This is a genomic window from Legionella sp. km772, assembly GCF_003989735.1.
Classification (GTDB): domain Bacteria; phylum Pseudomonadota; class Gammaproteobacteria; order Legionellales; family Legionellaceae; genus Legionella.
In genome coordinates this window covers 77,592-91,104 of record NZ_RZGQ01000001.1, presented here as the reverse complement: position 1 = coordinate 91,104, position 13,513 = coordinate 77,592, and the positions used below count along the sequence as shown (strand labels likewise).

Below are 13,513 nucleotides of genomic sequence, written 5' to 3'. Positions count from 1 at the left end.
AAGCTCTCCTGGCCTATGGACTTGTGGATAAGCCATTCTGAGAGTAAGGTGAATGAACTAACAAACCGGGAATAGCTCTTATTTTTCCTGAATTTTGTTCCAGATCCCCGGACCTAGCTAAGGAAATCATTTCCTTTTGTGAGGATAAAAATTCTTGATAATCACGTTCGACCCAGTTTTTTTCAAAAAAATATTTATCCAAATGAAATAACGGGAGATTCAATTTCTTTTGCAGCTGAACAGAGAAAGTTGACTTTCCACTCCCAGGTCTGCCGATAATCATGATCCTTTTAATATTTGGTCTAAGCTGAGAGCTATTTTGTACATGCATCATGTGTATAAAACTATTTTAAGTAAGCAAGGATTTTATCATAGCTGCTTAATAATTTTTACTAAGTGCAATGAGAGCACAGTACTTAATTAGTTAAATATTGGAACAACATCCCCTGTAAAAAATAAGTTCATTTTCTTAAATTTAAACGATAAAGGTTTTAAGCAGCATTTCAGGATAATTCTTAGTCACAAAATGTGACTAAGAACAACTGACCCAAACATTTAGCTGCTTCATCTTCTAGGTAAGATTTTCCCTGGTGAACTTGAACTAACGTTTTAACTGGCACGTCAAGAATGTGTGCTAAATGTTCGATATTTGACTTGCTAAATCGTAGTAAAATATCAATCCATAGTTTCTGCTTACATTTATTTTGAGCAAAATCAAATCGAAAGCCATCGTTAAATTCTAAAATACATCCCATGTTACAACTCCGTGTAAATATTATGACAACATGATGGAGTATAAAATGTTCAGCAAGATATCCTATCCCCAAATTTGGGTATTTTACGATAATAGTCCTAAACGAAATGCTTTTGAGACCGCTTCGGTAATATTAGCGCAGTTCATTTTAGTTCGTATTGATTTGGCATGGGTATTTACTGTTTCACTGGATAGATGGAGATATTCAGAGATTTTTTTTATAGTCATACCCTTGGAAATCATAGTTAAGCATTGCAGTTCTCTTGGTGTGAGTTGGGATAGTGTTTTTTTAACTGCTTTTCGCATAATTACATTGTTTCTGAACTCTTGATCATTAAACAGCGCTAACCATTTTTGATTTGGTAGAGCCGTTTTTATTTCAGGCAACATCGCATCCAAAAAAAGGCATATAAATTGTTCAAACGGATCTCTGACTTGGTAGTAAAGCTTTTGGGGATCTGCTATTTTTTCAGAATGATAAGCCTCTACAATTAAATCACATTCATCGCATTGACGAATCATAGCGAATGTGGTGCTTAATCTGTAACGGGCTTCCAATATTTGAATAATGGGAATTTGCATCGCATCATACTTTATATCTCGCTGAATAAAAAACTCTTTGCCATTATAAATACTGCGGTCGTGATCAACATCTCCACGATACAATCCTTCAGTTCTATACGGAATAGCCCAAAGATATAGATTGGAAATGTAATATCGTTGACCGCCGTGAAAAAGCATTGAAATGGAAAAATTAGATATTTCTTTTGGGCAATTTAATTTCTCAGTTAAGTGATCAATTTTAGCACGAAACCGAATTGAGTCTGATAACTCATTATAATCATTTAAGTTAACACAAATAGTTCCATCTTCATCAACGCTATGCATTGCTACACCTGTAACAGCAGTAGTACTTACAGCCAATCGTTTAATATTTGGTTCATTTTTTCCGGTTGCTCCAACATAGCCATGTGGCCACATTGCTCAATATAAATGAGTTTGGAGTGTTTTATATTCTTTGCCATATGCTCTGAACGCTCAGGAGGCATGACATTATCCTCTTTACTGGCTATTAATAGTGTCGGACATTCAATTAAAGGTAATAAAGTTGAATGATTTGGTTTATTTAAAATGGCGTTGAGTTGATTTTTATAATTCTCAACCCCAACCTCCATTGCCATTTCTTGGGCTAGAGGCAATAGCTCCTTATGCTTTTGTTTATCAAAAATTGAATTTTTAAAGATAAGCTTGATTAAGAAATCAAATTTTCCTTTACTCATTAAATCAAGTGAGCGTTCACGCTCTAATCGACCTTTTTCAGATACTAATTTGGCCGCAGAATTAATTAAAACAAGTTTCTCTATGCTATTTGGAATATGCCGGTACAATTCAAGGGCAATATAACCCCCCATCGAAAATCCAATTAAAGTAAATTTTTTAGGGGCATGTGGAATGAAACGATTAGCTATTTCTTCAATAGAATCGCTGTCAAGCACATCAACGTACCTTAATTTTTTGTCCTGCTGAAGAAAAAGTTCTTGTTGCTTCCAGAGCTTTGGAGTTGCCAATGCTCCAGGAATGAGTACTATATCCTTGTTCATAGTTTATGATCACATTATTTACAACCCTTATTAAGATATCCTATGGTGACAATAATTCAAGCAAAATTCGAGCATTTGAATCAAATTTATGCAATAATCCTGGAGCTGGCAAAGTATGAGAACATTCTGGATAAAATTAAAATAACGGAATCACAGCTTGGTGAACTTCTTTTTTGTGATGAGCCTAACCATTTCATCGGTGTAGCTTTGGTGGAAGAAGAAATTTGTGGCTTGGTGATGTTTAATTACACCCAAAATAACATTTGTGTCAATGTAACGCGGGGAATTTATATTGAGAATTTATATGTTTCTCCTAAGTATAGGCGTCAAGGAGTTGGATGTGCTTTATTCAAGTATGTTGCATGTAAAGCAGCTGCTCATGACTGTTCAAGAATAGAGTGGTGGGTATCTCGAAATAACCGAGAAGCCAGGCATTTTTATAAAAAAATTGGTGGGGTCGCTTTATTAGATTGGCAAATTTTTAAGTGTGACCAAATGGGTATTAATAACTTGTTGAGCATAGGAGTTGCTGATGAACATATCCTCTTCGAGTAAAGCATTATTCGCTGGCGTTTCTGGCACTGCATTACAATGGTATGACTTTGCGCTGTTTGGCTATTTCGCGCCAATTATTGCAGCGACTTATTTTCCTAACGACAATCAATTTGCTTCGCTTTTAAGTGCTTTTGGTGTATTTGCTGTTGGTTACTTATTAGCCCCAATAGGTTCACTATTTTTTGGCTATATTGGTGATCAGTTCGGAAGAAAACGTGCTTTAACTCTCAGTATTCTAGCTATGGCTATTCCTACAGCTCTAATAAGCGTTGTTCCTTCTTACCAATATATTGGAATTGCAGCCCCTCTTCTTATTACTTTGTTAAGGGTTATTCAAGGTTTTGTCGCAAGTAGTGAATTTACTGGATCTGCTATTTTTCTTGTTGAACATGCTAAGCCTGAAAACAAAGCATTTTATGGTTGTTTAACCAGCTCAGCTTACAGTGCTGGTTTGATAATGGCTGGCCTGGCAGCTTCATTCTTTACTGCTTCATTTATGCCAGACTGGGGATGGCGAATCGGTTTTGGATTGGCTTTGATTGCGGGCATTTTAATTTTTTATTTACGAACTCATGTTACTGAAACACCTGAGTATGCACATATTGCTCAATATGAGAAACGACGCTTGCCTTTTCTGGCGGCGCTAAAAGAAGCGCCTCTGGCAGTAGCTGGTATTATAGGGATAGCATGGTTGGTGAGTATCATGACTTTCGGAACCTATGTGTTTACTGCTACATACCTGCATAGTTATTTTCATATTTCACTTGGTTTAGCAACATTAATTATCACCATAGCTTTAGCAGTTGATGCCACACTTGAACCATTTACTGCTTTGTTAGCAGACAAAATCGGGCTATTAAAAGTAGTTCGATTGGGTATGGTGGGCATATTTCTTTTGAGTATTCCCATTTTTATTCTACTTGCCACCGGAAACGTAGTTTTGATCGCTATGGGATTAGTTTTCATGTCTATTTTGATTGCTATTACTTACGCACCACTCAATGCCTATATGGTTTCTCTATTTCCTCATCAATATCGTTATAGTGGGTTTGGAGTTGCTTTTAATGTAGGTATTTCATTGTTTGGCGGTACAACACCTATAGTGATGATGTGGCTGGTAAATACAACCAATAATTTTATTTCACCTGCTTGGTATTATATGTTTGGGGCAATCATAGGATTAGGCTCCATAATGATTTGTGAACAAGGCCGAAGAAAATTGATACGTTTGGAATCTGCTTTCGCCTATTAAAATGAGGTATTTGTAATGTTATTGTTTAGTTCCGCTTTAGCAAAGCACAAACTTACTTTTACACGATTAAGTGATTGTATGGAATATATTCCCCTTGCAGCCAAATGGGCTGAAGATGAGTGGGGATATATACGAAATAAAGGGGTAGAATATCGGGAAGGCGTGATGCATACGCTTAGCCGTGATGTGTATATTGGTACTTATGCAGGACAGCCTGTAGCGATGTTTGCTCTATTAGAACATGAGTTTCCTAACTCGCGTGGGTTAAGTGCACGTGAACTGATGTATGTCTATGTAGATAAAAAATATCGGGGGTTAGGGTTTGGCAAACAAATTATTGAAGAAGCGAAACGACTAGCGGCTACGGCAGGTTCAGATTTGATTTTGCTAGATACGCTAAAGCCTAATTTAAATCGATTATACGAAAAGCATAGTGCGAAAGTAGTTTGTGAAGGTAGCTTGTTCTCTCATCCAACAGATGTATTAAGTATGTCAATTTGATAATTTTTTAGGAATTTTATAAGTGGCCAAAGAATTAAAAGGAAATAACCAGGTAGACTTTGCTAAAGTGCATCAAATGATTACTGAGGCTAAATCCAGAGTTTGGCTACAAGTCAATAAAACTCTTATTCAGTTATATTGGTCTATCGGACAATAATTAAGGGGTTTTCAGCGCGTAACATATGGAGAATGAAGCAATTTTACGAGACTTATCATGAGAATACAGAACTGTCGGCAGTGCTGACAGAAATTACGTGGACAAATCATTTGCACATTTTGTCTAAAACAAAGTCTATGGAAGAAAAAAAGTTTTATCTGCATTTAGCTGCCAAACATCATTACTCTGAGCGCGATTTCTCAAGGTTAATAAACGTCGGAACATTTGAAAGAACAGTGCTTGCCGATCAAAAACTGTCAGCAGTGCTGACAGAATTACCTGATAGCAAGGGGAAGTTTAAAGACAGTTATGTTTTTGAGTTTTTAAATTTACCTGACGATCACAAAGAAAAAGATTTAAGACGAGCCTTGGTCGCAAACCTAAAAAAATTTCTACTTGAACTTGGTCCAGATTTTAGTTTGATGGGAGAGGAATACCCTTTGCAAGTAGGAATGAAAGACTTTCGTGTGGATTTATTGCTTTTTCATCGCGCACTTAACTGTATGATTGCAATAGAATTAAAGTGCACCGAATTTAGTCCTTCGCATTTAGGACAATTACAATTTTATTTAGAAGTATTGGATAAAAACATAAAGAAAGCACATGAAAATCCAACGATTGGTATATTAATTTGCAAAACGAAGGATGAGGAGGTTGTTAAATATGCAATGAATAGACATGCTTCTCCAACGTTAATTGCAGAGTATGAAACCAAGTTAATCAGTAAAGCGGTATTGCAAAATAAGTTACACGAGTTTGCATTACAGTGGGACAATGAGGAATAGTAAGTATTCCAAATAAATTATTTTTCAAAAAATTAAAGAAAAACAATTGAACCAAAAAACACGATATGTTTAAATAAACCAACATATCGTGTTTTTTGGTTTTTAATATGTCTACTATCGCTTTACTACCTCGGCTTATTCGTTTGAAAGATGTCCCCAAGTATATTGGCATGGACAGAAATCGATTTAATACTTTCGTAAGACCTAATCTTATAGAAATTCCTATAGGCAAACAAGGTGTAGCGTTTGATCGACTTGACCTGGATGCTTGGGTAGATCAATATAAGCAGTGTAGTGGGCGTCCAGGCGGCAAAGAGCAAAGGAGTACAAAGCCATGGGACGTAAACAAACAACAGGACTATTTAAAAGAGGCCAAGTTTGGCATATCGAAAAGCAAGTCCTTGGACATCGCATTCGAGAAAGCACTGGCACAAAGTCGCTCCAGGAAGCGGAGCAATACTTAGCCAGGCGGATCGAAGAGATTAGACAGGCAACGATTTATGGAGTAAGGCCAAAACGCAGTTTTAAAGAAGCTGCTGTGCGATTTTTAAATGAAAATCAACATAAGGCCAGCATTGATACCGATGCAATACTCCTAAAGTCTATTTGCCCGTTTATTGGTGATTTGACCTTGGAGCAAGTGCATATAGGAACGTTGCAATCATTTATAAAAGCAAAACAGGAAGCGAAACTTAAAACGAAATCAATTAATAATACACTGGAGTTAGTTCGGCATATTTTAAACGTTGCAGCAACTGAGTGGATTGATGAGAATAGTTTAACGTGGCTTCTGGTTGCTCCTAAGATTAAATTATTGCCAGTTAAAGATGCACGAGCACCATTTCCTTTATCTTGGTCAGAGCAATCAAGGTTCTTAGAAGCGTTGCCAGTTCATTTAAATCAAATGGCACGTTTTAAAGTTAATACAGGATGCCGAGAGCAAGAAGTATGTCAGCTACGTTGGGAATGGGAAAAACATGTTTCAAGCTTAAATACGAGCGTCTTTATTATTCCTAGCCATATTAATAGGGATGGAGAGTTAAGACAGCTGGTAAAAAATGGGGAAGATCGGCTGGTTATTCTTAATGACGAAGCTAAAGCAGTCATTGAGGAGGTTAGAGGTATTCATTCTGAGTTTGTGTTTTCTTACAATGGAAAGCCAATTACACGCATGAACAACACCGCTTGGCGAAATGCGCGTAAAAAAGCAAATCTAAGTGATCTAAGAGTTCATGATTTAAAACACACTTTTGGAAGAAGGCTTCGAGCAGCTGGTGTAAGTTATGAGGATAGACAGGATCTGTTGGGGCATCGTTCTGGCAGGATTACTACTCATTATTCTCAGGCCGAGTTGAGCAACTTATTGGAAGCTGCGAATTTAATTATTCAAAGCAGACGAGAAAGCAAAGAGCTTACTATTCTGAGAGTAAAACAAGGTGGATCCCACACTATCCCCACAAAATCCCCACAGTGTGATATTAGGGCAGTAGGTTAATTTAAAAATAGTGAGCTAACTATTTGATTTTAAAACGATTAAATGGCGCGCTCGGAGGGACTCGAACCCCCGACACCTTGGTTCGAAGCGAAGTACTTCACTTTTAAAATCCTTTAAAATCAATGCCTTGTGATGCATCAAATCACTGAAAAACGGCCTAAAACTGCCTAGAACGGCAGAGTGCGGTCACACTCAAGGCACGTTTGCGTCACTGTATTTTTTTATTGCATCATCTCTCTACTGAAGTAGGTTTTTGTCTCAAGATCTTAAGTTGACCTTGCTTTGATTTTTCATCTAGCATTTTCTGTTTAGAACGCCTTGATCGACGCTTTTTCTGGCGGTTTAATTTTTCTATCTTTTGTTGCTCTTTGGTTTTTTCATCACTGATAATTGAGTGGTATTTTTCACATAACCGTAGTCTTGCGAAATAGCGATTGTTCTCACGGCTTCTGGAATCCTGGCATTTTATCTCAATGCCAGATGGACTATGTTTCAAGTAGACAGTTGAGGCGGTTTTATGTAGCTTTTGGCCGCCTTTACCACTACCTAGAATAAATTTTTCGATGAGTGAGTCTTCACTGATGTTAAGTTTTTCCATCCACTCAGCTAGTTTGACCCATTTATCATTGTTAATCATTGCTTATTACGTAGGCGCATTTTTATCTTCATAATCCTACCTCCATCACTGTTACGGGATGGGATTTAAATTTATCTATACCAATATTTTTCCATCCAAGGCGCTCATAATACTCTGGTATAGCAGGATCAAAAGTAAATAAGTAAAGTTTTTGGAAGCCTAGTGCTTTTGCTTTTTTGACTGCAACGTCAACAAGAGCTTTGCCTATTCCTTGTTTTTGATATTGAGGGGCAACTACCAAATCGCCAAGCCAGGGGCTTAGATCAGGACGAATTCCACCCTCTAATTCCAATGTACATGACCCTACAGGTATTTCACCATATAGGGCAATGTAGGTAAGAGGCATATCCTGTTCCAGCTCTTCATAATATAGAGCTTCAATTTCTTCGATAGCAATCCCTGGCATCCATATTTTACCTAACACTTCATGCCAAATATTTGCAAGCGTTGGTATGGCATGCGGATGGTTGTTTAGAAGGTCAATTTTTATCATACGTACATCCATAAACTAGGGCTCCTTGGATATTTTTGAATGTATGAGCTCAAAGCACTTTAAATAAGGCTATGACCACTTTGGGCATCCCAGAGATTTTTATAAAAACCATTCAGAGAAATTAGCTCATTGTGACTACCTTGCTCTATAACTTTACCTTGATCCATAACCACAATTGTATCCATTGATAGAAGAGTTGAAAGCCTATGAGCAATGACTATAACTGTTCTGTTGTTCATGGCTAAGTTCAGAGACTGCTTGATGAGCTCTTCAGTAATGGAGTCTAGCGAACTAGTAGCCTCATCCAAGATTAAAATGGGCGCATTTTTTAAAATAGCTCTAGCAATTGCTATTCTCTGTTTTTGCCCGCCAGATAATTTAACCCCTCTTTCACCCACCAAGGTTTCGTATCCTTGGGGCATTTGGCTTATAAACTCATGAGCATGGGCTTGTTTGGCAGCATTAATGACTTGATCATGCGTGGCTTCTGTACAACCATATTTAATATTTTCAAAAATAGAACGATGAAATAGAGAGGGATCTTGAGGGATAAACGCAATGTGTTCTCGCAAGCTTTGTCTATGAGTATCTTTGATGCTTTGCCCATCGATTAAGATATCCCCCTTATCAATATCATATAACTTGGTCACAAGCTGTACAATGGTACTTTTTCCTGCACCGCTAAAGCCAACTAAACCAATTTTATTTCCACCTTTTATTGTTAGATTAAAATCGATAATGGCTTTTTTACCTTCAACATAATTAAAATGTACCTCCTTGAATTCAATGTTCCCTTCTTGAATTCTTAGTTTACTATTTACCAAAGGTTGTAAGTGAGGGGTGAAAATGGTGTCAAGAGCGTTCTGACAAATACCGGCTTGCTCTCCAACTACCAATAAACTTTCAGTTAAATACCAAATGAGATCAATAACCGTTATGGATAAGATAAATACAAAAGCAAAATCACCGGCTGTGATTTGACCTTTGGCACCAAGATAAAGTAGCAATAGTATAGAAGTGCTTTGTAAAACCCAGGCAAAAAAACCAAGCAATGAGGCATTGAACATATTTTTAACCTGCATTTTAGTTTCTTTTTCTAAAGCTAGATTGGTGTTGTGTGCTAAATATTTGGCCTCATGATGTTCTCTTGCAAAGAGCAACACATTTAAAATATTGCTAAAGCAATCAACGATGGCGCCTGAGTATTTCGATTTTGCTGCAGCATACTCTTGTGCATAGGGTTTAATGCTTGCTGCACAATAATACGATAAATAGATAAAGACAGCTGATACAACAAGAAAAATAGCGCTAAAGTACCAACTAACAGTCCCTACCATAAAAATCGATAAGGTGATGGTTAAGGTTTGTCTTGTGATATTGAACCATGAATTGACAACATTTTGGATATTATTGGTTAAATCTGAAATTTTAGCGCTGATATCACCACTCATCCTATCTTGAAAAAAGGCATAAGACTGGTTTCTTAAGTGCTCTGTTGCCATAGTTACAATATCAGCTTTTATTCTTGGTAATGATTTGAGCACTAAATAATTGTAAAATCTCCATACAAGGGTGATTAAACAACCGAGGGTAATTAGTAATAAAGCGGGTGGTAGACACTTCGAGATAAAGGAGGTTGCTCCGGCGGTAGTTACACGGTCTAGAATAACTTTAAGTACATAAGGTTGAATAACGCTGTGGATAGAAGAATAAATACCTACCATACTCATGGCTAAAAACCACCATCGATACGGTGTGGCGACTTTCAAAAAAAAACTGGAAAATTTGTTGTTTTCAATTGTAGGCAAAGTGATTTCCTCAACTTTAAAAAATTCCTAAATTCTAAATGTACCTTAGTTGCGTGTTAGTCGGTACAAAACATGTCGTCTTAATGGACTTTTTTCTTCAAGTTTTGGATGGTCAAAATCATCTTTGTCAGAATGATGCAATCCTATTTTTTCCATCACCCTGCGAGACTTAAAATTAGCTACGACTGCAAATGAAATAATTTCATCGAGATTTAATTCAGTAAAGGCATAGTGTAAAACAGCGCTAGCTGCTTCAGTGGCGTATCCTTTACCCCAATGGCTTGATGATAATCGCCAGAGAATCTCCACAATAGGTAAACCTATAGGTTTAAAGTTAGGAATTTCAAATGAGGGGTGATCTAGACCGACAAAGCCAATAAACTCATGCGTGTCTTTTATTTCCACTGCATAAACACCGTAGCCATAATTTTTATAATGTTGAGTGATGTAATCAATTGATGCTTGTGTGGCGACAATATTTTGAGTAGCAGGGAAATATTCCATCACTAATGGGTCAGAATTAATAGCAGCCATTAAGGCGATGTCACTTGGTTTCCAAGTTCGTAATATCAAACGAGGGGTGGTTAAAATAATTTTTGGATCATTCATCTGGGTTATCCTAGAGTATTACCTCATTAAATAGTTGGCCTGATCTACTGAGTATTTTTATTTGGCCATTAGATGGTATTGCTGCCAGGCATATTAGTATTGGGATTGCTCCTAATGTATCTAAATCAGTAACAACATGCAAAGCGGCATGATAAATTGCACGTACTAAGCACTTATTGTTTCACTCTATGTTTTTTAATTGCCCTATTAGTTTACTTTGTTCAAGTTCATTTAACTCTCTCTCCAGCTCAGCCTCTAACTCTTCCTCTGATGGTAGATGAAACTGATAGGTGCTAGCAAATATCTTTTTTGCCTGCTCACCAAGCAAGTATTTGACCATGGAATTATTTTTTCTAGTACAAAGGACAAGCCCTATGGTGGGATTGTCTGTTTCTGTTTTAATTTCTTGATCAAAGTAATTAACATATAATTGTATCTGACCTAAGTCTGCGTGGGTTATTGCTCGAGTCTTAATGTCTATAATGACATAGCTTTTCAAGGGAATATTATACATTACTAGATCGGCATAAAAATGATCGCCTTCTAGAGTTAGACGTTTTTGTCTGGCAACAAATGCGAAGCCACGCCCTAATTCAAGCAAAAATTGCTGCATATTGTCAATCAATGCCTGCTCTATTTTTGATTCAATAAGTTGATGTGCTTCAGGCAGTCCCAGAAACTCTAAAATCATAGGATCTTTAATTGCATCTATTGGTTGAGTAACTTCTTGTCCTTCATAAGCGAGCTTCAATACTTCATCTTTATTTTTACTCTTAATCAGTCTTTCAAACAGTAAACTGTCTATTTGGCGACGTAATTCTCTAGTTGGCCAGTGATTTTTTATAGCTTCAATTTCATAAAATTTCCTAGCATCCTCACGTTTAATGCGAATTAGTAATAAATAATGTCCCCATGATAAATTGGGTGAAAATGCAGGCAAATAAACTGTAGATTCATCAGCTAAAGATAAATTCCGCAACGGTGCTGCGGAATTGTGTTCTGACTCTAACTGATAAACAAGGTAAAACTTTCTAGCCCTTTCTAAAGTATCAACACTGAATCCTCGGCGATACTGTGTTGTAAGACGTTGAGATAATGATTTTAATACATTTTTTCCATAACCAGCTCTTTCTTTACCGAATTGTTCTTCTTCAATAATATCTTTACCTATGAGCCAATATGCTTTGACCATTTCAGTATCGACAGTGCGCTGTATATTTTGTTTTGCTTGAGTAATATGATTCACTACTTTTTTAAAGAGTGTATCAATACGTTCAATTTCACCATTAATATGTGATAAATTTTTATCCACTAAATGCCTCCAAAAACATAAACAAACAAGACACAATCAAAATTGCTGCAGATGACAGTAATGTAACCCAACTACATTTCCTGGTCTGTTGTGCTAAATCACGAGTCTCTGCTAGGGAATCTGAAATCATTTTTTTCATAGCTTGAACTGATTCGCTAGTAGATTCTTGCAATAATTTGGCCATAGTTTCTTTAGTACTCAATAGCGCTATATTGAGGATTTTTTCTGCCTTTATCTGGGCATCCTCTTTCCACCGAGAGGAAATGTTTTCCATTTCTTCCTTGAACTGAGCTAGCAGATCCTGTTGGGCTTTTCGGTTTTCCTCAAGTAATCTGTTGTTTATAGTCTGAAAGATGAGAATCGGATCATCTTTCCCCAACGCTACACCATGTTGGACAGCAATATCCTGAATGGTTTGATCAATTTTGTCTAACATTAAATCACCATGGTGCTATCAATCTGGTTAAATAGTTGATCTCGTATGAGCTTTAATCGTTGTCTGGTCATAATGTTTCGCTCAGGGGAGTTGATTGCTTCGTTAAATGTAATTTTTTGTTGAAGCATGTTTGACAGATCCAGGCCGAAGGTTTCTTGTTTTAGATCGGGAATATTGATTATTGCTGCTATACGGTCTTTTGTTTCTTTGTATACCCGCATTTGTTCAAAAGACTTTCCCTCGCTCTCAATTTTGCCCCAATAGGGATTTAGCCACACGACAAAGCGAACATCTTCTGGAAATTGATTTACCAGTTGAGCAAATCCATGTGTTGTATCGAGCAGGGCCTGACCACCAGTAATCACGGTATGAATAATGAGGTTATGCTTTAGCTCTTTTAATAAAATGGGTACTTCATTGGTGATGAGGTAATGCGATAAAGGTACGAAAGAGCTGGCCCCATTATCAATAATCACATCTTTTTGCGCAGTTGCAATTTTTTCAATTAATGTATCAAAATAGCGTGGATTGATTTCATCACCTTCCATAATATCCAGACGCTCGACTTTGAGTGACTTAAAACCATGAAAAGTAGCGTTAATCGGATCGGTATCAATACAAAGTGGTGATTGTTCTTTATAGAGTTTATATTGAGCGATAGTTGCGGAGACAAAGGATTTGCCGACACCACCTTTGCCTTGCATCGTAATATGTACATTGGCCATTACAAGAGTTCCTCCGGGTTAGGTATTGGATTAAAAGTAAACCCTTTAATTTCATTTTTAGGTTTACTTTTGCTCTGTTTCTCATCCCTGGTGTGTTCCTGCGTTGATTTAATTAACTTAAGTACATAATGTCTAAATGCTTTATAGCCGAATGAAATATAACCTTCATCAGATAAAGTTTCCCAAACAGCTTTCATCGAACATCCCTTATCTAGGGCTTCTCGAATATCTTCTTTCAGTGCAATAAATTGAATCTTGGCATTGATTCGACCGTGCTTTTTTTCTGACTGGTTTTGGATTACGCGTTCGGAGAGTGGTTTTTTCATTCTTCTTTGGTGTCAATTTTTTTGATTTAAAAAGTCTAAATCATAATTAGTTTTGGAACAAGAAAAA

General features: G+C 36.9%; 18 protein-coding genes. 6 read left to right on the top strand and 12 right to left on the bottom strand.

The window, feature by feature from the left end:
* Window positions 1-13: 13 nt before the first annotated feature.
* From ELY15_RS16010 to ELY15_RS00510, 4 genes are all read right to left on the bottom strand, one after another.
* A complete protein-coding gene (locus ELY15_RS16010; RefSeq protein WP_158617391.1) occupies window positions 14-283 on the bottom strand; it encodes a hypothetical protein in 270 nt (89 codons plus the stop codon).
* Between the two features lie 232 nt (window positions 284-515).
* Window positions 516-755, bottom strand: coding sequence for a hypothetical protein (locus ELY15_RS00520; protein ID WP_127097696.1), 240 nt, complete (start codon window positions 753-755; stop codon window positions 516-518).
* An 83-nt stretch (window positions 756-838) separates the two neighbouring features.
* Entirely contained in the window at window positions 839-1,735 is an 897-nt protein-coding gene (locus tag ELY15_RS00515; RefSeq protein WP_233586444.1) for a helix-turn-helix transcriptional regulator, read from the bottom strand.
* The gene (locus ELY15_RS00510) at window positions 1,669-2,355 is read right to left on the bottom strand and encodes an alpha/beta fold hydrolase (protein WP_127097695.1); all 687 of its coding nucleotides are present in this window, start codon (window positions 2,353-2,355) and stop codon (window positions 1,669-1,671) included. Before ELY15_RS00510 ends, ELY15_RS00515 begins: the two co-directional genes overlap by 67 nt.
* Before the next feature lie 42 nt (window positions 2,356-2,397).
* On the opposite strand from ELY15_RS00510, the gene ELY15_RS00505 reads away from it, so the two are divergent.
* From ELY15_RS00505 to ELY15_RS00480, 6 genes are all read left to right on the top strand, one after another.
* The gene (locus tag ELY15_RS00505; RefSeq protein ID WP_127097694.1) at window positions 2,398-2,910 is read left to right on the top strand and encodes a GNAT family N-acetyltransferase; all 513 of its coding nucleotides are present in this window, start codon (window positions 2,398-2,400) and stop codon (window positions 2,908-2,910) included.
* Window positions 2,888-4,162, top strand: coding sequence for an MFS transporter (locus ELY15_RS00500; protein WP_127097693.1), 1,275 nt, complete (start codon window positions 2,888-2,890; stop codon window positions 4,160-4,162). The genes ELY15_RS00505 and ELY15_RS00500 overlap by 23 nt, the downstream gene beginning before the upstream one ends.
* A gap of 15 nt (window positions 4,163-4,177) precedes the next feature.
* On the top strand, window positions 4,178-4,663 hold the full coding sequence (locus ELY15_RS00495; protein WP_127097692.1) for a GNAT family N-acetyltransferase: 486 nt from the start codon (window positions 4,178-4,180) through the stop codon (window positions 4,661-4,663).
* A 22-nt stretch (window positions 4,664-4,685) separates the two neighbouring features.
* Complete coding sequence (locus ELY15_RS16510; RefSeq protein ID WP_255411052.1) at window positions 4,686-4,820, top strand: hypothetical protein; 135 nt, start codon at window positions 4,686-4,688, stop codon at window positions 4,818-4,820.
* 32 nt (window positions 4,821-4,852) lie between these two features.
* Window positions 4,853-5,605 (top strand): YhcG family protein, encoded by a 753-nt coding sequence (locus ELY15_RS00490; RefSeq protein WP_233586443.1) that lies wholly within the window; start codon window positions 4,853-4,855, stop codon window positions 5,603-5,605.
* Between the two features lie 334 nt (window positions 5,606-5,939).
* Window positions 5,940-7,100, top strand: coding sequence for a site-specific integrase (locus ELY15_RS00480; protein WP_127097691.1), 1,161 nt, complete (start codon window positions 5,940-5,942; stop codon window positions 7,098-7,100).
* 229 nt (window positions 7,101-7,329) lie between these two features.
* Here ELY15_RS00480 and ELY15_RS00475 read toward each other — a convergent pair whose 3' ends face one another.
* The 8 genes from ELY15_RS00475 to ELY15_RS00440 form a co-directional block, all read right to left on the bottom strand.
* Complete coding sequence (locus ELY15_RS00475; RefSeq protein ID WP_127097690.1) at window positions 7,330-7,737, bottom strand: peptide chain release factor-like protein; 408 nt, start codon at window positions 7,735-7,737, stop codon at window positions 7,330-7,332.
* Between the two features lie 28 nt (window positions 7,738-7,765).
* Window positions 7,766-8,230 carry a GNAT family N-acetyltransferase gene (locus tag ELY15_RS00470; protein ID WP_127097707.1) on the bottom strand — a complete coding sequence of 155 codons (465 nt, stop codon included), beginning with the start codon at window positions 8,228-8,230 and terminating at the stop codon, window positions 7,766-7,768.
* Window positions 8,231-8,289: 59 nt separating this feature from the next.
* A complete protein-coding gene (locus ELY15_RS00465) occupies window positions 8,290-10,038 on the bottom strand; it encodes an ABC transporter ATP-binding protein (protein ID WP_127097689.1) in 1,749 nt (582 codons plus the stop codon).
* Window positions 10,039-10,083: 45 nt separating this feature from the next.
* Window positions 10,084-10,647, bottom strand: a complete 564-nt coding sequence (locus ELY15_RS00460) for a GNAT family N-acetyltransferase (RefSeq protein WP_127097688.1) — start codon at window positions 10,645-10,647, stop codon at window positions 10,084-10,086.
* Between the two features lie 181 nt (window positions 10,648-10,828).
* On the bottom strand, window positions 10,829-11,959 hold the full coding sequence (locus ELY15_RS00455) for a YhcG family protein (RefSeq protein ID WP_199744131.1): 1,131 nt from the start codon (window positions 11,957-11,959) through the stop codon (window positions 10,829-10,831).
* Window positions 11,952-12,395: a conjugal transfer protein TraM gene (locus ELY15_RS00450; protein ID WP_127097687.1), complete on the bottom strand. Its 444-nt coding sequence runs from the start codon at window positions 12,393-12,395 to the stop codon at window positions 11,952-11,954. Before ELY15_RS00450 ends, ELY15_RS00455 begins: the two co-directional genes overlap by 8 nt.
* A complete protein-coding gene (locus ELY15_RS00445; protein ID WP_127097686.1) occupies window positions 12,395-13,120 on the bottom strand; it encodes a conjugal transfer protein TraL in 726 nt (241 codons plus the stop codon). Before ELY15_RS00445 ends, ELY15_RS00450 begins: the two co-directional genes overlap by 1 nt.
* Window positions 13,120-13,446, bottom strand: coding sequence for a TraK family protein (locus tag ELY15_RS00440; RefSeq protein WP_127097685.1), 327 nt, complete (start codon window positions 13,444-13,446; stop codon window positions 13,120-13,122). Before ELY15_RS00440 ends, ELY15_RS00445 begins: the two co-directional genes overlap by 1 nt.
* Window positions 13,447-13,513 lie beyond the last annotated feature (67 nt).